At 69.6% G+C, this 20815-nt stretch carries 16 protein-coding genes; 8 read left to right on the forward strand and 8 right to left on the reverse strand.

What is annotated here, in order from left to right; genetic code table 11:
• Positions 1–38 precede the first annotated feature (38 nt).
• Entirely contained in the window at positions 39–3506 is a 3468-nt protein-coding gene (locus tag M3M54_RS13905) for a DEAD/DEAH box helicase (protein WP_249019637.1), read from the forward strand.
• A gap of 9 nt (positions 3507–3515) precedes the next feature.
• On the opposite strand, the gene M3M54_RS13910 is transcribed toward M3M54_RS13905, so the two are convergent.
• Together M3M54_RS13910 and M3M54_RS16820 are read right to left on the reverse strand one after the other, a co-directional pair.
• Positions 3516–3935: a cupin domain-containing protein gene (locus tag M3M54_RS13910; protein WP_249019638.1), complete on the reverse strand. Its 420-nt coding sequence runs from the start codon at positions 3933–3935 to the stop codon at positions 3516–3518.
• Between the two features lie 158 nt (positions 3936–4093).
• Positions 4094–4984 (reverse strand): hypothetical protein, encoded by an 891-nt coding sequence (locus M3M54_RS16820; RefSeq protein ID WP_305883084.1) that lies wholly within the window; start codon positions 4982–4984, stop codon positions 4094–4096.
• Between the two features lie 131 nt (positions 4985–5115).
• On the opposite strand from M3M54_RS16820, the gene M3M54_RS13920 reads away from it, so the two are divergent.
• Positions 5116–6309 carry an IS30 family transposase gene (locus tag M3M54_RS13920; RefSeq protein ID WP_249019639.1) on the forward strand — a complete coding sequence of 398 codons (1194 nt, stop codon included), beginning with the start codon at positions 5116–5118 and terminating at the stop codon, positions 6307–6309.
• Between the two features lie 374 nt (positions 6310–6683).
• Here M3M54_RS13920 and M3M54_RS13925 read toward each other — a convergent pair whose 3' ends face one another.
• Positions 6684–8003, reverse strand: coding sequence for a transposase (locus M3M54_RS13925; RefSeq protein ID WP_249019640.1), 1320 nt, complete (start codon positions 8001–8003; stop codon positions 6684–6686).
• Positions 8004–8182: 179 nt separating this feature from the next.
• Here M3M54_RS13925 and M3M54_RS13930 point away from each other — a divergent pair, with 179 nt between their 5' ends.
• Positions 8183–9178: an SEC-C metal-binding domain-containing protein gene (locus M3M54_RS13930; RefSeq protein WP_249019641.1), complete on the forward strand. Its 996-nt coding sequence runs from the start codon at positions 8183–8185 to the stop codon at positions 9176–9178.
• Between the two features lie 135 nt (positions 9179–9313).
• Here the strand turns inward: M3M54_RS13930 and manD are convergent, their stop codons facing one another.
• Together manD and M3M54_RS13940 are read right to left on the reverse strand one after the other, a co-directional pair.
• Complete coding sequence (gene manD, locus M3M54_RS13935; RefSeq protein ID WP_249019642.1) at positions 9314–10543, reverse strand: D-mannonate dehydratase ManD; 1230 nt, start codon at positions 10541–10543, stop codon at positions 9314–9316.
• Positions 10544–11827, reverse strand: a complete 1284-nt coding sequence (locus M3M54_RS13940; RefSeq protein WP_249019643.1) for a mannitol dehydrogenase family protein — start codon at positions 11825–11827, stop codon at positions 10544–10546.
• A gap of 31 nt (positions 11828–11858) precedes the next feature.
• Here M3M54_RS13940 and uxaC point away from each other — a divergent pair, with 31 nt between their 5' ends.
• From uxaC to M3M54_RS13955, 3 genes are all read left to right on the forward strand, one after another.
• Positions 11859–13271, forward strand: coding sequence for a glucuronate isomerase (gene uxaC, locus M3M54_RS13945; RefSeq protein ID WP_249019644.1), 1413 nt, complete (start codon positions 11859–11861; stop codon positions 13269–13271).
• A 141-nt stretch (positions 13272–13412) separates the two neighbouring features.
• Entirely contained in the window at positions 13413–14192 is a 780-nt protein-coding gene (locus tag M3M54_RS13950) for a Crp/Fnr family transcriptional regulator (protein WP_249019645.1), read from the forward strand.
• Positions 14193–14612: 420 nt separating this feature from the next.
• The gene (locus M3M54_RS13955) at positions 14613–15146 is read left to right on the forward strand and encodes an Hsp20/alpha crystallin family protein (RefSeq protein ID WP_249019646.1); all 534 of its coding nucleotides are present in this window, start codon (positions 14613–14615) and stop codon (positions 15144–15146) included.
• Positions 15147–15279: 133 nt separating this feature from the next.
• On the opposite strand, the gene M3M54_RS13960 is transcribed toward M3M54_RS13955, so the two are convergent.
• The gene (locus M3M54_RS13960; protein ID WP_249019647.1) at positions 15280–16143 is read right to left on the reverse strand and encodes an aldo/keto reductase; all 864 of its coding nucleotides are present in this window, start codon (positions 16141–16143) and stop codon (positions 15280–15282) included.
• 385 nt (positions 16144–16528) lie between these two features.
• On the opposite strand from M3M54_RS13960, the gene M3M54_RS13965 reads away from it, so the two are divergent.
• Entirely contained in the window at positions 16529–17716 is a 1188-nt protein-coding gene (locus M3M54_RS13965; protein WP_249019648.1) for an NAD-dependent epimerase/dehydratase family protein, read from the forward strand.
• A gap of 79 nt (positions 17717–17795) precedes the next feature.
• Here M3M54_RS13965 and M3M54_RS13970 read toward each other — a convergent pair whose 3' ends face one another.
• Both M3M54_RS13970 and M3M54_RS13975 read right to left on the reverse strand, forming a co-directional pair.
• Positions 17796–18875 carry a hypothetical protein gene (locus M3M54_RS13970; protein WP_249019649.1) on the reverse strand — a complete coding sequence of 360 codons (1080 nt, stop codon included), beginning with the start codon at positions 18873–18875 and terminating at the stop codon, positions 17796–17798.
• A gap of 4 nt (positions 18876–18879) precedes the next feature.
• Positions 18880–19140: a MoaD/ThiS family protein gene (locus M3M54_RS13975; RefSeq protein ID WP_249019650.1), complete on the reverse strand. Its 261-nt coding sequence runs from the start codon at positions 19138–19140 to the stop codon at positions 18880–18882.
• Positions 19141–19349: 209 nt separating this feature from the next.
• Here M3M54_RS13975 and M3M54_RS13980 point away from each other — a divergent pair, with 209 nt between their 5' ends.
• Positions 19350–20681 (forward strand): hypothetical protein, encoded by a 1332-nt coding sequence (locus tag M3M54_RS13980; protein ID WP_249019651.1) that lies wholly within the window; start codon positions 19350–19352, stop codon positions 20679–20681.
• Positions 20682–20815: the final 134 nt, after the last annotated feature.

Consider the following 20815-nt stretch of genomic DNA (forward strand, 5'->3'; position numbering starts at 1 on the left):
CGTCCATACGTCCAGCTCGGCGCGTAGCCTCAGCTGCCATGGCGACCGTGGCTGAAACCCGGATCGAGATCGACTTGGCCGAGCTGCAGGAGGAGTGCGGCGCCGCCGCCTTCAAACGCGGTCAGGCATACGCCCGCGCGCACCGTGTGCTCTCACCCAGCTGGGACGAGGAGACCCTCATGCTGGATGCCCGCGTGGTCGGCAACGGTGCGATCTACGAAACGTGGGCCCAGTTCTCGCGTCGTGACGACGAGGACGATGCGCCGCTCGTCTTTGAGGAGGGCGAGTGCTCCTGCCCGGTCGGCTGGAACTGCAAGCACGTGGCGGCGCTCGTGCTCAGCGTCGTGGGCGAGCCCGACTCGCGGAGCGCACGCGAAGCGCGCGGCCAGCGCACGACGCCTGCACGCCACAGCGGCGCCCACCAGCCCCAGGCACCCGCAAACCCGTCGCCGCCACCGACGCCACCGCCGCCGCCGAGCTGGGAGGCGCCGCTACGGGCTCTGATCCCCACACCGACCGCCCGCGCCACAGGTGATCCGCTCGCCATCGAGTTCGCGCTGGTGTCCACCGCCTATGGCTCGAGCCCCGGTGCCCTGCGCCTGCAGGCGCGCCTGATGCGACCCGGCGCGCGCGGCGGGTGGGTCAACGGCTCGCTCTCCTGGGGGTCGCTGGAGCCCTGGCATCTGCGCCAGGGCAACTATCGCGAGGACCACCTCGAGCTGGCGCGCGAGTTCCAGTCGGTGCACCGCGCGCGGATGGCCACCAGCTCGCGCTACTACTACGGCTACGGCGAGCGCGAGCGCACGCTCGACCTGAGCGACTGGGACGCCAGTCAGCTGTGGTCGCTGCTTGACCGCGCCGACAGGATCGGCATGGTCACGGTCCACGCCGCGCCGCGGCTGGGCGAGGTGCCGCGCTACCGCCGCGCCGAGCTGGTGCTTGACGTGACCGCGACCGCCGACGGCGCGCGGCGCCTGCGCCCGGCCCTGCGGATCGACGGTGCCGGAGATATCGGAGAGTTCGAGCCGGTGCTCTTCCTCGGTCAGGACGGCCACGGCCTGGTGCTGGCGCGAGCGGACGCCACCCGCGCCACCGGGCGCACAAGCCGCGCGCAGCGGCCGCAGGATATCGGCGTGCCGGTGCGGCTCCTGCGGCTGGCCAGGGAGACGCCCGACCAGCTTCAGCGGATGCTGCTCGAGGCAAGCGAGCTCACGATCCCCGCCGGCGACCTACCGCGTTTTGCGACCCAGATCGCCCCGGCGCTGCGCAGCGTCGCGCCCGTCGTCTCCTCCGACGGGTCCTTTGCCCTCCCCGAGATCTCAGCGCCGGAGCTGATTCTGCGCGCCCACCACGGCGCCGACCACGTCACCGAGCTCGCCTGGAACTGGGTCTACACCGTCGGCGAGGAGCGTGTCTGCTTCGAGCTGGGCGGCGCTGACACGCTGCCGGGCCTGCGCGACACACAGCGCGAGCGCGCGATCCTCGACTCACTCGACCTCTCGGCTGGCGAGGGGCTCGCCGCGCTCGGCCTGCTCGACGCCGACGGCCGGCCCGCCGCCCACACACCGCCGCTGCGGGGCCTGGACACGGTGCGCTTCGTCACCGAGGCGTTGCCGGCGCTTGAAGAGATCGCGGCTGTGGGGCTCGAGTGCAGCGGCTCACCGGTGGCCTACCGCGACGTCGACGACCAGCTGCAGATCGCTGTCGCGACAGCCGCGATCGACGGCGAGCACGACTGGTTTGACCTCAACGTGACCATCTCCGTAGAGGGCCGCGAGCTTCAGTTCGCGCCGCTCTTCGCCGCCCTGGCACGCGGCGAGGAACGGATGCTGCTGGACGACGGCGCGCACTTCTCGCTGCTGGCCCCCGAGCTTGCCACGCTGCGTCAGCTGATCGAGGAGGCCCGCTTCCTACAGGACGCCCGCCGGCCCGATGCGCTGCGCATCAGCCGGTATCAGGCCGGTCTCTGGGAGGAGCTTGTGGCGATCGGCGTGGTGCGCGAGCAGGCCGAGGCGTGGCGGCGGCAGGTGGAGGCGCTCAGCGGCCTAGACGACCTCGCTCAGCTCCCGGTACCCGAGGGCCTCAAGGCGACGCTGCGCCCCTACCAGCTCGACGGCTTCCGCTGGCTGGCCGCCCTCTGGGAGCTCGGCCTCGGCGGCATCCTCGCCGACGACATGGGGCTCGGCAAGACCCTCCAGGCGCTGGCGCTGATCCTGCATGCCCGTGAGCGCTCCACCTCGCCCGCCGGCCCGCTGGCCGGCGGGCGGACCAGCCCGGTGCTGGTGATCGCGCCCACCAGCGTCGTGCCCAACTGGGTCAGCGAGGCCGCTCACTTCGCCCCGCAGCTGCGCGTAAGGGCGCTGACCGACACGCTGGCCCGCGCCGGCACGACCATCGCGCAGCTGTCCGCTGGCGCCGACGTGGTCGTGACCACCTACACGCTCCTGCGCCTGGACGAGGCGCACTACACGACCGTGGAGTGGGCGGCGGTGATCCTCGACGAGGCCCAGGCTGTCAAGAACCACAACGCCAAGACACACCTTGCGGCAAGGCGGCTGCGCGCCCCGTTCAAGCTGGCGATCACCGGCACGCCGATGGAGAACCACCTCGGCGAGCTGTGGGCGCTTCTGTCGATCACCGCACCGGGGCTGTTCCCCGACCCGGCCGCCTTCGACGAGCTCTACGCTCGGCCGATCGAGCGCCATGGCGACGCCGAGCGCCTCGCGCGGCTGCGCCAGCGGATCCGCCCGCTGGTCAAGCGCCGCACCAAGGAGCTCGTGGCCGCCGAGCTGCCAGCCAAGCAGGAGCAGGTCCTGTCGGTCAAGCTCACGCCGCGCCACCGCAAGCTCTACGACACGCACATGCAGCGCGAGCGCCAGCGGATCCTCGGGCTGCTCGAGGACTTTGACTCAAACCGCTTCACCGTGCTGACCGCGATCACGCGCATGCGGCGCCTGGCGCTGCACGCCGGGCTGGTCGAGGAGAAGCACATGAAGGTCGCAAGCGCGAAGCTCGACGCGCTGGTCGAGCAGCTGGCTGAGGTGCGCGACGGCGGCCACCGGGCGCTCGTCTTCAGCCAGTTCACCGGCTTTCTGTCGCTCGCGCGGGCACGGCTCGAGGCCGAGGGGCTCGGCTGCTGCTACCTGGACGGCAGCACCCGCGCGCGCGGGAAGGTGATAGAGCGCTTCCGGGGTGGCGATGATCCGGTGTTTCTGATCAGCCTCAAGGCCGGCGGCTTTGGCCTCAACCTGACCGAGGCCGACTACTGCTTTTTGCTTGACCCGTGGTGGAACCCGGCGACCGAGAACCAGGCGATTGACCGTATTCACCGCATCGGCCAGACCAGGCAGGTGATGGTCTACCGGATGATCTCCGAGGAGACGATCGAAGAGAAGGTGCTGGCGCTCGCGCAGCGCAAGGCGGCGCTGTTCAAGGGTGTGATGGATGACGGCGATGTGTTCGCCGGCGAGATCACCGCCGAGGACGTCCGCGGCCTGCTCGGCTGAGCTGGGCGACTAGCGCTCGGGCTGGTCCTCCGCGTCGGGCTCGTACTCCGCGTCGCTGACGTGCGTGCCCCAGCTGACCGTGGCGCCTGCCGCGTCAGCCTGCTGGATCGCCAGGTGCACCATCAGCCGGTCCGGCGCCGCGCCGTGCCAGTGGCGCTCGCCCGGCGCGAAGAACACACGGTCGCCGGGGCGGATCGTCTCAACCGGCCCGCCCTCGCGCTGGCAGCGCCCAACCCCCTCGGTGATGAAGATCGTCTGGCCGTGCGGGTGGGTGTGCCAGGCCGTGCGCGCACCGGGGGTGAAGTGCACGAGCGCCGCAGCGACCGCCGAGCCCGCTCCCGGCGCCGCGACCGCGTCGAGGTAGACGTCGCCGGTGAACCAGTCGGCCGGCCCCTTCGTGGTCTCGATGCTCGAGCGTGTGATCTCCATGCCTTCGCTACCTCCAGTGTCGGTCCGCGCGGGCTGTTTGCCTGCGTGCGGGGGGCCGATCATACGTGTCAGGGCACTGGTCCAGGGGCCGTCCTCGTGGCGAGGACGGCCCCGGAGGTGTCAGTGATGCGCGTCGCCAGCCCGACGCTGGCGGCTGATCAGTTCACGTTGTAGACAATGATCGATGCTCCGGCCTGACGCACGTCGCCGCTCGGGGCAGGAACCCCGGTTGCGGTCGGGTCGTTGGTCTGGACCGCGCCCTCCAGGTAGAGCGTCGCCCCACCACTCGGCACCGTGATCGGAAACGTGCCGCTGTCCTGCGCGGCAATCGTACCGTCGGGGGCCTGGGGAATCGCGTTGCTGTAGCTCGAGACGACCCGCGTCGCTGTGCTCTGCGAGCTGCCGAGGTACAGCATCATGTCGCCCCACTCGTTGTAGCTGGCGCTTGAGTCGCCGTCGTAGTTCTGGTTTACGTAGCGGTAGAACTGCGCGCTGGCCGTGACGATGTATTTGCCAGCTGGCAGGCTGATGGGTGTCACCAGGTTGACCTCGTTGCTCGCGGAGTCGACGGCCCCGCCCTGGTAGGGGTAGATCGGCACGTCAACGAGGTTGTACCCGGTGAGCTGGGTGTTGAGGCCGCTGTACAGCGCGGTTTCCTCCTCCGCGAATACGGCCTGGCCGGGGGGGCCCTGTGGTCCGGTTGCGCCCTGCGGTCCGGTTGCGCCCTGCGGTCCGGTTGCGCCCTGCGGTCCGGTTGCGCCCTGCGGTCCGGTTGCGCCCTGCGGTCCGGTTGCGCCCTGCGGTCCGGTTGCGCCCTGCGGTCCGGTTGCGCCCTGCGGTCCGCTCGTGCCCTGCGGTCCCTGCGGACCTGCGGGTCCGGTCCCGCCCTGGAGGCCGTGCAGGCCGTGCAGGCCGTGCACGCCATGCAGGCCGCGAGGGCCCCGGAACCCGCGTGGGCCCCGGAGCCCGCGGGCACCCCTGGGTCCCGCGGGGCCGCGGTCGTAGTCGTACGCGACGCTGGTCGAGCCGGCGCCCGCCGTCCTCGCCACCGGCTTACCGTGGCGGCTACTGCTCGACGCGAGCGCCGGTATGGCGCCGGCGGCGATGGCCGAGATGGCGCACAAAATCAGTGGGCGGATTCGAGTGATCGTCGCAACACCACCACGGTTTGGGGGTTGCGATGGCTGGGACGGGAAGGCCGCGAGGGCGTCCGCCGCTGACGGCGCAGCGGGCGCAGTGGGCTGTGCTGATCGCGCAGGGGGTGAGCAACAGGGAGGCGTGCCGGCGTGTCGGGGTTGACCGCAGCTCGGGTAGGCACTGGCGTAACGGCGACACGGCGCGGGATGCCATCGGCCGTGTCCGGCACTATCCGCCGGTGAAGATCATTGAGCCAAAGGCGCGCAGCGACCGGTATTTGAGCGAGGAGGAGCGGGTGCAGATCGCCGATTTGCGTGGTGAGGGGCTGGGTGTGCGTGAGATCGCCCGCCGGATCGGGCGCTGCGCCTCGACGGTCAGCCGTGAACTGTCCCGTAATGGCGGTGAGGATGGTTCCTATCGCCCGCATGGCGCGCAACGTCTCGCCGGCGGGCGGCTTGGTCGTGCGCGGCAGCGTCGCGTCGCTACCGATACGGTGCTGCACGACACGGTTCTGGGGCTGCTTGGCAGGCGTTTCAGTCCGGAGCAGGTCTCCCACGAGCTGCACACGAGGTTTCCGGGTGAGCGCGCTCGGCAGTTGTGCACAGAGTCGATCTATCAGGCGATCTATGACCCGTTGGTGGATATCACGCGTCCGTGCCGTAGACGGCGGCGTAAGCGGCGCCTGCGCCCTGATCAGCGTCGTCAAAGGCCTGAGAGCATGCGGATGATCACCGAACGTCCGAGCGAGGTTGAAAGCCGTGATGTCGCCGGGCATTGGGAGGGTGATCTGATCAAGGGCGCGTACAACCGCAGTGCGATCGGCACGCTGGTTGAGCGCAAAACGAGGTTTGTGGTGTTGTTGCACCTGGACGGCGGGCAGGGCGCCCAGGCGCTGAACACGGCGCTTGAGCACAAGCTCGCCGTGCTGCCTGAGGCGCTGCGCCGGTCGCTGACCTGGGATCAAGGAACCGAGATGGCAGGCCATGAGCAGCTCAGCGCCAGCACCGGCACAAGCGTGTTCTTCTGTGAGGCTCACAGCCCTTGGCAGCGGGCATCCAACGAGAACATGAACGGTGTTTTGCGTGACTACTTCCCGAAGGGCAGCGACCTCTCACAGCACGGCCCGCAGGAGCTTGAGCGTGTCGCAGCAGAGATAAACGCTCGGCCACGCAGAACGCTGGGGTGGCACACCCCAGCACAGCTGTTGGACATGGAGCTTGAGCAGCTCGCCGCATAGACGCCGGGCGCAGCATCTCGCCCGCCCATAGCGTGTTGACGGCGTGTTCGCCAGCCGCGATCACCGCCAGTGCGGCCGGGTCCTGACATGCGCAGCATCGTGCGTGCTCGCGCACGATGTCCCCAGACCGTCGCTGTGCGGCAGGCCGCCGGTGTGCCGTGCCCCCGGGGGTGCCGGCCGCGCCCGTGGCGGGGTGAGAGCCATCGCCCCTCCGGGGCTCCTGCTCCCACCCCGCCACGGCACCCCGGTCTGTAGCGCTCCGTGACCCCAACCGGTAGGGTTGACCTGTCTACTGTTGCGACGTTGACTGGAACTCGCCGTGTCCAGGCGTGCTTCTTAAAGCGCCCCACATGAAACTCTCGACTTTCGTGATCTCAGGCGGCGGCTTGGGCTGACGGTGACAGGGCGGGCGTGATTTGTGGTTCGGTGGTTGTCTGGGGTGCTTGTGCCCAGTATTCGTGTCGGATCAGCTCGCGGCGGAGCGTGGCGAGCATGTCGGTGTAGCTGACGCTGGTTTTCTGGCGGTACCACGGGGCGGCGCGCCGTCGGGCTTTGAGGTCGGCTTCGGGGTTGCCGTGCAGTTGGTACCAGGCGATCGTGATCGTCTGGGTGAGGAACCCGAACGGGACGGTCCGCTCGACGGCTTTCTGGACGCGGTTGCGCGGGTCGCCGACGCCGTGTGCTTTCGCTTCTTGATGGCAGGTCTCGATCGTCCAGCGGCTGTCGTAGCGGGCGATCAGCACCGCGGCGGTCGCGGTCGTGTCGGTTGACGCGAGTGCGATGTCGAACCCTTCGCTGGTGCCGGGGTTGCGGATCAGGATCACCTTTACCGCCCGTGTGTGTAACGGCCCGTACCACAGGCACGTGAACGCGTGGATGTGCGCGGTCCGCTCGCGGCCGCCGGGGGTGGTGACCGTGACCGGCGTGAACGCCGCAGCGGCGGCGAGCTTGGCGAGACTCGCGAGCCGGGCGCCCTTCAGCGCTGGGCGTCCCCGCTTGCCGGTTGGTTCCGGCGCGAACGCGAACACGGCCGCGTTGGAGCGCATTCTGGTCGTGAGCGTCACGCGGTCTGGTAGCCCTTGCCACGCCTTGCTGGCGTACGCGCCGTCCATCACCAGCTCCACGACCCGGCCCGGGAAACGCTTCAGGATCATGTCGATCAGCCGCCTCGCGAGCTCGGGTTGTGACGGGCGGTCCGGATGCTGCTCGTCCTTCGGGCGGAACAGCCGGAACAGGACCGGCAGCCCAACCTGCCGGCCGTCGAGGCACGGAAGCTCCACGACGAGCACGAGCACGACCCAGCAGTTCCCCCATCTGGTCCGCTGCCCGGATCCCTCGGGTTGCGCGCCGTCGTGGAGGTAGTGCGCGCCGAACACCTTGCGTCCGGAGCGGCCGAAGAGCGTGTCATCAACGGCGAACCGGATCGGGCCGTCGGGCTTGACGAACATCGTGATGAGGAAGTCCAACAGCCGAACGCCGAGCTCGTCAGGCTCCCAGCGTCGGCGGGCGAAGAAGTCGTGCGCGCGGCTGTGATGCCACTCGCCCGCGAGCCCGGCGGACTGCAGCATCCCCGTCACGGTGCAGTCCCGCACCCGGCCGACCATCCCGACCACCAGCATGCTGAACGTCTGAAACGTTGGTTGCGTGAAGGATGGCGCGAGCAGGGACAACAGCCCGGCGAGCGAACTTGGCATAGCGGCGACTCCTGGTGCAAAGGGCCGCGGGAACGTGTCAGCGTCTCGTGGCCAGATCGGCTTGTCGCGCACCAGATTCGGGTCGCCGCGACCTTCTCCTTGCCGTGCTCCAGGCGCGGGATGATCCGTCGCGCGGCGCCAAGGTCGCCGCGCCTGACGCGCAGGCTAGCCTTCCGCTTGTGTCTGACCTCGCAGCGATCGAGCGGGAACTCGATGTCGCCCGCGAGCGTGATGACAACACGGCGCGCGTTCGCTTGATCGCGCGCGCGCTCGAACTAACCGAGACGCAGCGGCACCGCGCGGAGTACCTCGACGAGCTAGCGTATGCCTACCAGCAGCTCGGCCGGTTCGACGAAGCGGTCGACGCGATGCGCCAAGCCGTCGCCGCTGGATGGGACGGCGACCTTGATGAGCACCCCAGCGCACAAGCACTGATCGCCGATCTGCTGCTGCACGCAGGACACACAGACCAGGCCGATATCGCCTGGCTAAACGCCGAGCGCGAGGACCCCGGCAACCCGTGGCTGCACCAAACAGCGGGCCTCGCCTACGCGGACGTCGGACTGCACAACAAGGCGTTGCCGTGGCAGACCAAAGGCCTCACGCTCGCGCTCGCCACCAACGTCGACAGCGACATGCTCTGGATGCTCACCAGCGAGCGAGCCGAAACCCTCGACGCGCTCAGCCAACCACCCGACGAACTGCAACTCCAAGCTGAAGAACTCGTCGATCGCGAAGAACGAGCCGAACGAGCACGCGTTGACGCGTTCTACCGAGACCAGAGCACGCGGACGGTCCCGCCAAAGCACGCGTCGGTCGGTCTTGCCTGGTTCCCGGCCCAGGAGTACCAGCGAGCGCTCGAGACCTGGCCAAGCTTCGCCGAGGACTACGAGCACGGACCCTACGACGCATACTGCGCCCGGCTCGAACTGCTCCTCCGACAGCTCAGAGCCCAGGGCGTCGCGCGGCTCGCGCTTGTGCCAATCACGATCGACAGCTACCTCGCCTGGTCCGCCGAGCACGACCGCGATCCCGAGCAATCAGACACCCGCGCGAGCTACGCCACCGAACTCCTCAAAACAACCACAACACATCCCTGGCCACCAGAGCGCAACCAGCCCTGCTGGTGCGGAAGCGAACGCAAGTACAAGAAGTGCTGTCTACGCGCCAGCTGACACCGCACATCGGACTGCGCCAACCCTCACCCAGCGACCTCGAAAAGCCCGAAACTCGAGGAAACTCCTAATTCCGTTTTAATGGTGATGGCGCGCGACGCTACCAGATCAACGCGCACTCGGCGTGACGGGCGCTCACCAGTCGTGCATGGTGCCGTCCTTGAGCCTGCTGATCGGCAGGTAGGCGGGCTGGTATGGGTAACGGGCGGCGGCTTCCTCGTCGAGCGTGACACCCAGGCCGGGAGTCTCGCCGGGGTGCAGCATGCCGTCGGTGAAGCTCATGCTCTGGCGGAACACCACGTCGGTCTGCTCGCTGTGGGGCATGTACTCCTGGATGCCGAAGTTGTGGATCGCAAGCCCGAGGTGCAGCTGTGCGGCCAGCCCGACGGGGGAGACGTCGGTGGGGCCGTGGAAGCCGGAGCGGATCTGGTACTGGGCGGCGAAGTCCATCAGCTTGCGCAGCGGCGTGATCCCACCGAAGTGCGTTGAGGCGGCACGGACGTAATCGATCAACTGCTCTGAGATCAGCTGCTGGAAGTCCCAGACCGTGTTGAAGACCTCGCCGATCGCAAGCGGCGTGACCGTGTGCTGGCGCACCAGCCGCAGCGCCTGCTGGCTCTCCGCCGGGGTGCAGTCCTCGAGCCAGAAGAGGTTGTGGGGCTCGAGGCTCTTGCCGAGCTTGGCGGCCTCGATCGGACGCAGGCGGTGGTGTGCGTCGTGCAGCAGCGGCAGCTCCGGCCCGAACTCCCGGCGGACATAGTCAAAGACCTTCGGGACGTGACGCAGGTACGCGGCGCTGTCCCAGTCCTCCTGCGCCGGTGCTGCGCCGCGGCCGGCGGGCTCGTAGTCGTAGCGCTCACCGGACGCCTGCGCCTGGGCGGCGACCCCGTAGACGGCGTGCACCCCTGGGATCGACGACTGCACCCGGATCGCGCGGTAGCCCTTCTCCAGGTGCATGTTGATCGACTCGCCAAGCGACTCAAACGAGGTGCCAGAGGCGTGGCCGTAGGCCAGCAGCCCCTCCCGCGAGGCGCCGCCCAACAGCTGGTAAACAGGCACGCCGCAGACCTTGCCCTTGATGTCCCACAGCGCCATGTCCACGGCGGCGATCGCGGCCATCGTCACCGGCCCGCGCCGCCAGTAGGCACCGCGGTAGAGGTACTGCCACGTGTCCTCGATCCGGGCCGGGTCGCGGCCGATCAGAAGCGCCGCCACATGCTCGCGCAGGTAGGCCGCGACCGCCAGCTCACGGCCGTTCAGCGTCGCGTCACCGAGCCCCGTGACACCGTCGTCGGTGGTCAGCTTCAACGTCACGAAGTTGCGGGTCGGGCTCGTCACCACGACATCGGCAGCAGCGATTCTCATTCAGAAGATCTCCAGTAGCTCAAACAGTGCACGCTTTGCCTGCTCGCCGCCGGCGGCGGCGAGCGCCGGGCGCAGCGCCCCACCATTCTGATCGCTTGCCGCCCGTGCTGGGTCGCCGATCAGCCAGTCGGCCCACGCCTGCACGATCGCAAGCGCAGGGCTGGCGTCAGCACCGGCCGCCCGCGCGGCCACGATCACCGGCACCACCCGGTTGCGCAGCTTCTCCAACCCGTCAGAGGCGATCTGCGTCAGCGGGTAGCCGATCCGGGCGTTGGCAAAGCGCTCCCGCAGCGCCGCCCGATACGCGTCCAGCTCGAGCAGCTCGCCGCCGGCCAGCAGCGACGCGGCCAGGTCCCAGTAGCGCTCCAGCGCCGCCGCCAGCTCCCGGTCGCCGACCGCCTGCGCCACCGTTTCGTGTCCGCGCCCGAGGCCCAGGTAGGCAAGCAGGCAGTGGCCGCCGTTCAAAAGCCACAGCTTGCGCGCCTCCCACGGTCCGATCTCGTCCACGAAGCGCGCGCCGGCATCCTCCCACCGTGGCCGCCCGGCCGGAAACGCCCCGCACAGCACCCAGTCGCTGAACGGCTCGCAGACCACCGGCGCCTCGTCGCGCAACCCCAGTTCGCGCTCCACCAGCTCTCGGTCCTCGTCGGTCGTGCGTGGCGTGATCCGGTCAACCGAGGTGCTCACAAACGACACCTGGCGCTGCGCCCACTCGGCCGCCTGCGGGTCGATCCGCGCAAGCTCGCCCAGAACGAGCTCCCGCAGGACCGTGCCGTTGGCGGCGAGGTTGTCCAGGCTCACGAGGGCGAGCGGACCGGCGTCCGCGTTGCGGCGCGCGACCAGCCCCGCCGCCAGGCGCTCGCCAACCGTCGGCAGTCCCCGCCCAGCGCCGGCGGCGGCGCGCTCTGCCGCCGCCGGCGGCCGGTAGCCGGCCTCGGTCACCGTCAACGTCACCACCGCCGTCTCGGCCGAGGCAAGCGCGGCCGTGAGCGCCGCAAGCTCGCCAGCGCCGTGCACCTCCACGACCGCGTCCACGACGCTGACGTTATCCGCGGCCGGGCCCCGCTCAACCAGTGCGTAGAGTCCCTGCTGCGGCGCGAGCGGCGCGGCCAGGCGCGGGCTGCGGCCGGTGAAGCCGCTGATGCCCCAGCCGCCGGCCAGCTCGGCGCTGGCCGTATACGCCGCCAGGTGCGAGCGGCTGAAGGCGCCAAGCCCCAGATGCACGATCCGCACCGGCCGGGCCGGTGCCGGCCAGCTTGTGCGGTCAAGTCGTTGGGTGGGCACGGTGCCAAACGATATGGCTAGGCTGACACGCATGTCCCCTCACCCTGACCGTCTGCTCAGCCCGGAGCCCGGTGTCAGGGAGCGCGCCCGCGAGCTTTACCAGGCGGTGGCGCAGGCGCCGATCATCTCTCCGCACGGCCATGTGAACGCGCGCATGCTTGCCGACGACGAGCCGTTCTCCGACCCGGCGGCGCTGCTCATCACCCCCGACCACTACGTCACGCGCCTGCTGCACGGCTCAGGCGTTCCACTGGAGGCGCTCGGGGTGGGGGCTTCAGGAAAGTCGCCGCCGCCCAGCGGGGCGGCGGCACCCCGTGCGGTGTGGCGGACGCTCGCTGAGAACTGGAGGCGCTTTGCCGGGACGCCCGTGCGGTACTGGTTCGAGGACACACTCGCGCGGGTCTTCGGGCTGGAGGCCGAGCTCGGTCCGGCCAGCGCCGAGCGGCTCTACGACCAGTTGGCCGAGCAGCTCGCGCGCCCGGAGTTTCGGCCGCGGGCGCTGCTTGAGCGCTTCGGCGTCGAGGTGCTCGCGACGACCGATGACCCTGCCGACGGGCTCGAGGCGCACGCGCGGCTTGCGGCCGAGGGGCTTGGTGTGCGCGTGATCCCGACACTGCGCGCCGACGCCTACATGGACCCGGCCGACGCCGGCTGGGCAGGGCGACTGGACGCGCTCGCCGAGGTCTCGGGGGTGGATTGCGGCAGCTACCCCGGGCTGCTCGACGCGCTTCGCGCTCGCCGGGAGTACTTCCGTGCGCTTGGCGCGACCGCCACCGACACGGGGGTGCTGGACGCCTGGGCCACCCCGCTCAGCGATGGTCAGGCGGCGGCGATCCACCGCCGCGCGCTCGCGGGCGAGGTCAGTGGCGAAGAGGCGCTCGCCTACCGGCGAAACATGCTCTACCAGCTCGGTTTGATGGGCGCGCAGGACGGCCTGGTGATGCAGCTGCACGTCGGCGTGCTGCGCAACCACCACCGGCCGACCCACGAGCGCTTCGGGCCCGACACCGGGCACGACATCCCGGTCGCGACCGAGTTCGCACGCCCGCTGCGCGAGCTGCTGAACGCCGTCGGCACCAGCCCGGCCTTCCGCCTCGTGCTCTTCACCGTCGACGAGACCGCGTTCTCGCGTGAGATCGCGCCGCTTGCGGGCTTCTATCCGAGCGTGTATGTCGGTGCGCCCTGGTGGTTTCTGGACGCACCCGCGGCGGTCAGGCGCTTCCGCGCGGCGGTCACGGAGACCGCCGGCTTCTACAAGACCTCGGGGTTTGTCGATGACACGCGCGCGCTCTGCTCGATCCCGGCGCGTCACGACATGAGCCGCCGGCTGGACGCGCGCTATCTGGCGGAGCTGGTCTCAGACCACCAGCTGTCCGAAGACGAGGCGCGGGTCCTTGCCCGCGCGCTCGTGGACGAGATCCCGCGCGGCGCCTTCCGGCTCTGACGGGCGGCCGGTCGCCCGGAGGGTCTGGTGACTCTGTTTGCGCATCAGCCACAATGAGAGGCATGGGGCGAAACGTGGTCAGCGGTGAGGCGTGCGCGGCGGTCGTCGCAGGCGCAGACGGCCGCGGGAGGGTCTAGTTCGATGGGCTCAGAGCCGGCCGCGGACACGGAGGCGATCCACGAGTCTGATCCCGAAGGGCCGCCGGCGCGCTGTCACATCCTTGAAGAGGACCCCGACCTCGGCGCCGGGCTCAGCGAAACCGACCTGGTCGCCGCCACCAGGGCGCTTGTGGCGCCGGTGCTGGTCGCCGCGGGGCCGACCTGGGTGCCGCCCACATACGACCCGCAGACATCGTTTGGACTGCTGGTGCTCGAGGGCTTTCTCGGACGGCGCCTGCGCGTCGGCCGCGCGGTCGCCACCGAGCTCCTGAGCACCGGCGACATCATGCGACCGTGGGAGCAGCCGCTGTTCGGCCTGAGTGAATACTCGCTCGACTGGCGGGTGTTCCGGCCGCTGCGCCTGGCGGTGTTGGACGGCGATGTCACGACCCTGATCGGCCGTCGCCCGCAGTTGGTCGTCAACTTCTCCTCGCGGCTGCTGCGCCGCGCACGCGCGGCCGCCTACCTGATGGCGGTCAGCCACCAGACCCGTGTCGAGGACCGGCTGATGGAGACCCTGTGGTTCGTGGCGCAGTCCTGGGGCAGGGTGACGCCGCGCGGCGTGCGCATCCCGTTTCGGGTCACGCACGAGGTCCTGAGCGAGATCCTCGGCGCACAGCGGCCCTCGGTCACCACCGCCTTCAGGAAGCTGACCGAGCAGGGCCTGGTTGCGCGCGAGGCGGACGGGACGCTGCTGCTGCGCGATCCCGGCTCGCGCGCGGCCGCTCACGCCGTGCCTCAGGTCGCCCGCTCGCAGGACTGATCGCGGGCGCTCGCAACGGCCCGCCGTGCGGCCGGGCGTGCTACGGAGGCGCTACCGGACCGCCTCCAGCTCCCAAACCTGCAAGCCAGTTGGAGTTTTGTGCATTTCGGGCGGTTGGAGCGCCCGAAATGCACAAAGCTCGCCTAGCGCGCGCAGTTTGGGGCTCAGGGGTTGTTGGGGTTCGGGGTGGTTGGGGGTTCGCGGTGGTTGGGGGTTCGGGGTGGTTGGGGGTTCGGGGTGGTTGGGGGTCCGTGGCGGTTCGGGGTTCGCGGCGGTTGAGCGGCGGCGATGTAACCGTGCTGACAACCGCGCCGGAGATCCAGCAAATCGAGTCCGTCCAGCTACAATTACTTGACAGATAACGACTCAGATTTTATGATCGTCAACAGATCACTACACGACCGTTTCAGGAGGTTCGCAATGGCACTTATCCGCTGGGAGCCGGCAGTCGAACTCGGCACCATTCAGAGCGAGATGAACCGACTCTTCAACTCACTGTTTGACACTCCCGTCCGCGCCCAGGCCGGCGACGCCAGGCAGTGGATTCCCCCGATGGATCTCGTCGAGACCGGCGACCACTACGTGCTGCGCGCCGACCTGCCGGGGCTCTCAGAGCAGGACGTCAACATCGAGCTCGAATCCAACGTGCTGACGATCTCCGGGGAGCGCAAGATCGAGCACAAGCACGAGAAGGGTGGCTACCGCCGCGTGGAGCGCGCGTACGGCAGCTTCTCCCGCTCGCTGACGCTGCCTGAGGGCATCAACCCCGAGGCGGTGGCGGCCAGCTTTGACCGCGGCGTGCTCGAGGTCCGCATCCCCAAGCCGGAGCAGATCAAGCCGCGCAAGGTCACCATTTCGGTGGCCGGCGCCGAGGGCAACGGCGCGCACGAGGTGCTCGAGGGCAGCGCGACCGACACTGGCGTGAGCACGCCGGAGCCGGTGGGCGTCGCCTGAGCCACGCAAGCGCACAGCCGGTTTGTTGGGCGACCGGGGCCGCGGCTGTCAGCCGCGGCCCCAGCGGGTTTTCCGGACCGGCCGGCCCGGGCGCCCCGGTGTCCGCACCCGCGGACGCGCTGGCGACCGCGCGCTATGAAGCCGCTCGCGCGAGCTCCTCAAAGTCCTCCTGGCTCAGCTCTATCGCCGCCGCGGCCATGTTCTCATCGAGGTGCGCGACCGACGAGGTGCCGGGAATCGGCAGCATCACCGGCGAGCGCTCGAGCAGCCAGGCGAGCGCCAGCTGCGAGGGCGTGTGCCCGGTGCGCTGCGCGATCGCGGCCGCCGGGCCCCCGGGCTCCGACAGCTTGCCGGTCGCCAGCGGGAACCAGGGGATGAAGCCGATCCCGTGCTCCTCGCAGTACTCAAGCAGCGGCTCCGCCTTGCGGTTGGTCAGGTTGTAGAGGTTCTGAACGGAGGAGATCGGCGCCACGCGCTCGGCCGCCTGCAGCTCTTCGACGCTCACCTCCGAGAGGCCGATGTGGGCGATCTTGCCCTCATCCTGCAGCGCCTTGAGCTCGCCGATCTGGTCCTCGAGCGGAACCTCCGGGTCGATGCGGTGCAGCTGGAAGAGACCGATGCGCTCCAGGCCGAGGTTGCGCAGGCTGAGCTCGCACTGCTGGCGCAGGTACGCGGGACGGCCCACCGGCGTCCACCTGTTCGGCCCCTGGCGCGTCAGCCCAGCCTTGGTCGCGATCACCATGCCGTCGGGGTAGGGGTGAAGGGCTTCGCGGATCAGTCGCTCCGCCACCACCGGGCCGTAGGCGTCGGCGGTGTCGATCAGGTTCACGCCAAGCTCCACAGCTCGACGCAGCACCCGCAAGGCCTCATCCCGGTCCTTCGGCTCACCCCATACGCCGGGCCCGGTCAGCTGCATCGAGCCGAAACCGAGCCTGTTGACGGTCAGCTCGCCGCCGATCGCGAAGCTGCCGCTCGCCTGTGCCAATGTCTGTGTCATAGAGGTCTCCGTTCGTTTCGGTTCTGGCGGAGGTGGGTGTCGCGGTCAGCAGCCGCCGGCGACGCCGCATGGGCTCCGCTAGAGAGCGTACGCAGCCGCAGGCGAGCGGACCCGGCGTCCGTGGCTCCGGGGTGTCATCCGGGCGCGCCGCCGCACGCCTGATCGACCGCGCAGGGCGCCGGATTCAGGCGTAATCACGTGTAAGGCTGGTGTAAGGCTGAGCGGCGCAAAGTCGAGCGCCGGCGGCTCTCTGGCGCTATGTTTGTCAGCTACTCACCATGGCTGGGGCAGCGATCGTGGCGCACGTCGGTTGGACGCGACCCGTGCGATCACGCTCGGGGAAGTAGCGCCGGCCGCTTTTCCAGACGACTCAAAAGGAGTTTTCTTGCGCATCTTGATTCTGGGTGGAGACGGCTTCTGCGGTTGGCCGACCTCCCTGCACCTCTCGGCCCAGGGCCATGAAGTGGCGATCGTGGACAACCTCGCGCGGCGCAACATGGATGTCGAGCTGGAGGCCGAGTCGCTCACGCCGATCACCCCGATCGGAACCCGCCTGGCCGCCTGGCATGAGGTGTCGGGCAATGAGATCCCCTTCCACCGGCTCGACGTGGCCAACAACTACGCGCGGCTGCTGCAGCTCTTCCGCGAGTTCCGCCCCGACGCCGTGGTCCACTTCGCCGAGCAGCGCGCGGCGCCGTACTCGATGAAGGACTCAGACCACAAGCGCTACACGGTCGACAACAACGTCAACGCCACCCACAACGTGCTTGCGGCCACGGTCGAGGCGGAGCTCGATATTCACATCGTCCACCTGGGCACGATGGGCGTCTACGGCTACGGCACCGCCGGCATGCAGATCCCGGAGGGCTACCTGTCGGTCAAGGTCGAAACCGGTGACGGCACCGAGATCGAGCAGGAGATCCTCTACCCGGCCAACCCCGGGAGCGTTTACCACCTGACCAAGACGCTCGACCAGCTGATGTTCGCCTACTACGCCAAGAACGACCTGGTGCGCGTCACCGACCTGCACCAGGGGATCGTCTGGGGGACGCAGACCAAGGAGACGCGGCTTGACCCGCGGCTGATCAACCGCTTCGACTACGACGGCGACTTCGGCACCGTGCTCAACCGCTTCCTCATGCAGGCCGCCGTCAACTATCCGCTGACCGTGCACGGCACCGGCGGACAGACGCGCGCCTTCATCCACATCCAGGACACGGTCCGCTGTATCCAGCTGGCGATCGAGAACCCGCCCGCCCGCGGCGAGCGCGTCCAGGTCTTCAACCAGATGACCGAGACCCACCGGGTGCGCGACCTGGCCAAGCTCGTCTCCGAGCTGACCGGCGCCGACATCGACTACGTCGACAACCCGCGCAAGGAGGCCGCCGAGAACGAGCTGTTCGTCGCCAACGACAACTTCCTCGAGCTCGGCCTCGAACCAACCACGCTGCGCAACGATCTGCTCGGCGAGGTCACCGAGATCGCGCGCGCCTACGCCCACCGCTGCGATCTCGCGAAGATCCCCTGCACGTCGCGCTGGGTCAAGCCGGGCGCGCTCAGCAGCGCCGGCTAGCGTCTGTCCCGGGCGGCCGGCCCGCTGGCTCGGCCGCCCGGCTCGACCGTACCGGGCGAGGTCCCGTCCGGTGGGCCGCTCAGGCGGCTGCCACCGAGAAAACCGGCGGCAGCCGCTGCGCCAGGGTGCGCCAGCTGGCGCCTGCGTCGCCGGAGCCGAAGAGCTCGCCCGAGGTCGCGCCGAAGTAGAGCTCCAGACCCGGTCCGCTGCCTCTGCTGGCAAACGCCTGGCGCAGCACCGTCAGGTAGGCGTGCTGCGCCGGCAGCCCGTCCCCGCGCGGCGTCCAGCTCGCGCCGCCGTCCCGGGTCTCATATACCCGCACCCGACCGTCCGGCATGACCCGGTCCATGTCCGCGACCAGCGGGATCAGGTACGCGCTCTCGGGGTCGGCAGGATCGACCTTCAGCGGGAAGCCGAAGTCCGATGGCAGCCCGTCACCGATCGGTGTCCAGCTCTCGCCGGCGTCGTCTGAGCGGTAGACGCCGCCGTGGAACTGCATGAACATGCGCTCGGGACGCGTACGCGAGCGCTCGACGTGGTGCACGCACAGCGCCGAGGTCTCGGGGTCGATGTCGGCCTCCGGCAGATAGCGCGGATTCAGGCCCCGGTTGCCGCGCCGCCAGCTCGCGCCGCCGTCGTCTGAGAGCCACATGCCAGCCGCCGAGATCGCGACCGCCAGCCGCTGCGGGTCACCCGGCCAGGTGCAGATCGAGTGCAGGCACAGGCCGCCGCCACCGGGCTGCCAGTCAGGTCGCGAGGGCTCGTTCCAGAGCCCTGAGTTGAGCTGCCAGCTAGAGCCGTTGTCGTGGCTTTCAAAGAGCACGCCCGGGTCGGCGCCCATGTAGAGCGTGCCCGGCGTCTCGCCGGCGGCGATCACCCAGATGCGCGCGAGCGTCTGCTCGCCGCCCGCGGGCAGCTCGACGCCCGTGGCCTGCTGCCACTCGCCCGCCGGGTCAGCGTCGGTGTAGAAGAGCTTGGGGCCGTAGAACGGCGAGGTCGTGGCGGCGAACAGGCGCCCGCTGCGCGTCTCGCGCAGCGCGTAGTCCACCGGCTCGCCGGCGAACGCGCGCGCGCTGATCCCAAACTCGCCACCGCCGCCCGTGGCGTCGCCCTCGAGCAGAAACAGCCCCTTCTTGGTCCCGACTGCCAGCTCCGTCATCGTTTCAGCCTCCGGTGATCGCGGGTATGACCTCGACGCGGGCGCCGGCCGGGACGGGCGTGTGCTCGGCCCCTCGCTCGGCGTCCACGAAGACGTTGATGTGCGGGCGGATGTGGCCGCGCTCGTCGAGGATCCAGCCGCGCGTGTCGGGGTTGCGCGACTCGAAGCTGCGCAACAGCTCAAGCACCGTCGGCCCCTCCAGCTCGTGTTCACCACGCCCGCCGGCCAGCGCGCGCAGCGGTCCCCGGACCCTCACCACCGCCATCGCGCGATCCTAGCGACGCGCTGCGGCCGCGCGGGAAAAAGCGCACCCCACGAGCCTGCGGCGGCGGTTGACAGACCGGCTAATCGGGCGGTAAAGCTGTGCTAACGCAGACATAACAGGTGGAGCGCACCGCGATCCGGGTAGTTGTGTTCTAGAGGCAGCCGTCGGATGCGACGGAAGAACGACTCGCATGGAGGGAGTTGGAACGTATGCACCACAGGCACATGCACCACCACCATCGCACGACCTTGATCGGGGTGGGTCTGCTGTTCCTCCTGATCCTCATGGCCGTGCTGATGGCGCTGCCGAGCCGCGCCGGCGCCGCGCCGCTGCGCAACCGCGGCCTGACGATCGCCGCCACACCCAACCGGATCACCGCCGGCCAGGGTGTCCTGATCTACGGGCGGCTGTACGGGCCCCACCGCGCCGACCGCCGTATCACGCTCTTGCATCGCCTGGCTGGCGCGCCGCGCTTCACACCGATCAGCGTGACGCGCACCGACGCCGCGGGCTTCTATGAGTTCGTGCGCGCCGACGGGGTCGTCAACACCAACCGCAGCTGGTTTGTCGTCGGCCCGTACCGCACGCACAGCCGCACCCTCCACGAGCACGTCGCCTCCGTGGTGACGTTCGCAACGGCCGCCAGCAGCGCCAGCGTCTCAACGGCACAGACCGTGACCTTCTACGGCACCGTCACCCCGTTACACCCCCACCAGCGCGTGCTGCTGCAGGAGCAGAACGCGGCCTCGGGCAACGGCTGGAGGACGGTCGCGGCAGGCCTCACCGGTGCGTACTCGCACTACGCGATCGCCCACCGCTTCCGGTCGCCCGGCAGCTACACGCTGCGCGCGCTGTTTCCCAACGACCCGCGCAACCTCCCCGGCCAGTCGGCCAGCCTGACCGTGACCGTGCAGCAGCAGCAGAACCCGTCGTTTACGATCGCCGGCTCGGCCGCCACGATCGCCGACGGGCAGAGCGCCACGATCAGCGGCACGCTGTATCCGAGCGGCTCGACCACCACGACCGCGCCGAACGTGCCGGTGACCCTCTACGCCCGTCCGCTGCACGGCGGCGGCGCGCAGGCGCTCGCGAGCACCACGACCAACGCCACGGGCGCCTACTCGTTCACGGTCATGCCGATCCACAACACCGTCTACCACGTCGTCGCCGGCTCGAAGCCGGCGGCGCGCACCGCGAACCTGTTTATCGGGGTCCAGGACGTGGTCAGCGCCTCGCTTTCAAGCCCGACCGTCACGGTCGGCGCAAGCGTTCAGGTGACCGGGACCGTGACCCCGGGCCACCCCGGCCACTGGCTGTATCTGCAGCAGCAGAACGCGGCTGGCCAGTGGTTTGACATCGCGGTCGGTCGCCTGAGCCGGGCCTCCACGTTTGCCTTCAGCCTGCGCGAGGGCCAGCCCGGAGCGCTTGCCCTGCGCGTGCAGATCGGCGGCGGGCCCTGGAACGTCGGCGCCGTCTCGGCGAGCCTGCCGCTCACCGTCAGCGGCCTGGCTCCGGTCAGCTCGCTGCCTGCCGCCTCCTAGCGCCTCCAGGTCCTGGGGAGGGCGGGCCGGAAATCCGGCCCGCCCTCCCACGCGCCATCCACAGCCTCCAGATCCCAACCGGCGCGTCGGCCCGCAGAACGTCGTAGGCTCGCCTCCAGATTCATAAACGCAAC

Source organism: Conexibacter sp. S30A1, assembly GCF_023330665.1.
Lineage (GTDB): Bacteria > Actinomycetota > Thermoleophilia > Solirubrobacterales > Solirubrobacteraceae > Palsa-465.

What these genes read in the sequence shown, in the direction of transcription:
- M3M54_RS13905 (WP_249019637.1), top strand. Translation starts at nt 39, where the DNA reads ATGGCGACCGTGGCTGAAACCCGGATCGAGATCGACTTGGCCGAGCTG.
- M3M54_RS13970 (WP_249019649.1), bottom strand. Translation starts at nt 18,875, where the DNA reads ATGACGGAGCTGGCAGTCGGGACCAAGAAGGGGCTGTTTCTGCTCGAG.
- M3M54_RS13920 (WP_249019639.1), top strand. Translation starts at nt 5,116, where the DNA reads ATGGCTGGGACGGGAAGGCCGCGAGGGCGTCCGCCGCTGACGGCGCAG.
- M3M54_RS13910 (WP_249019638.1), bottom strand. Translation starts at nt 3,935, where the DNA reads ATGGAGATCACACGCTCGAGCATCGAGACCACGAAGGGGCCGGCCGAC.
- M3M54_RS13955 (WP_249019646.1), top strand. Translation starts at nt 14,613, where the DNA reads ATGGCACTTATCCGCTGGGAGCCGGCAGTCGAACTCGGCACCATTCAG.
- manD (WP_249019642.1), bottom strand. Translation starts at nt 10,543, where the DNA reads ATGAGAATCGCTGCTGCCGATGTCGTGGTGACGAGCCCGACCCGCAAC.
- uxaC (WP_249019644.1), top strand. Translation starts at nt 11,859, where the DNA reads ATGTCCCCTCACCCTGACCGTCTGCTCAGCCCGGAGCCCGGTGTCAGG.
- M3M54_RS13980 (WP_249019651.1), top strand. Translation starts at nt 19,350, where the DNA reads ATGCACCACAGGCACATGCACCACCACCATCGCACGACCTTGATCGGG.
- M3M54_RS13975 (WP_249019650.1), bottom strand. Translation starts at nt 19,140, where the DNA reads ATGGCGGTGGTGAGGGTCCGGGGACCGCTGCGCGCGCTGGCCGGCGGG.
- M3M54_RS13950 (WP_249019645.1), top strand. Translation starts at nt 13,413, where the DNA reads ATGGGCTCAGAGCCGGCCGCGGACACGGAGGCGATCCACGAGTCTGAT.
- M3M54_RS13960 (WP_249019647.1), bottom strand. Translation starts at nt 16,143, where the DNA reads ATGACACAGACATTGGCACAGGCGAGCGGCAGCTTCGCGATCGGCGGC.
- M3M54_RS13925 (WP_249019640.1), bottom strand. Translation starts at nt 8,003, where the DNA reads ATGCCAAGTTCGCTCGCCGGGCTGTTGTCCCTGCTCGCGCCATCCTTC.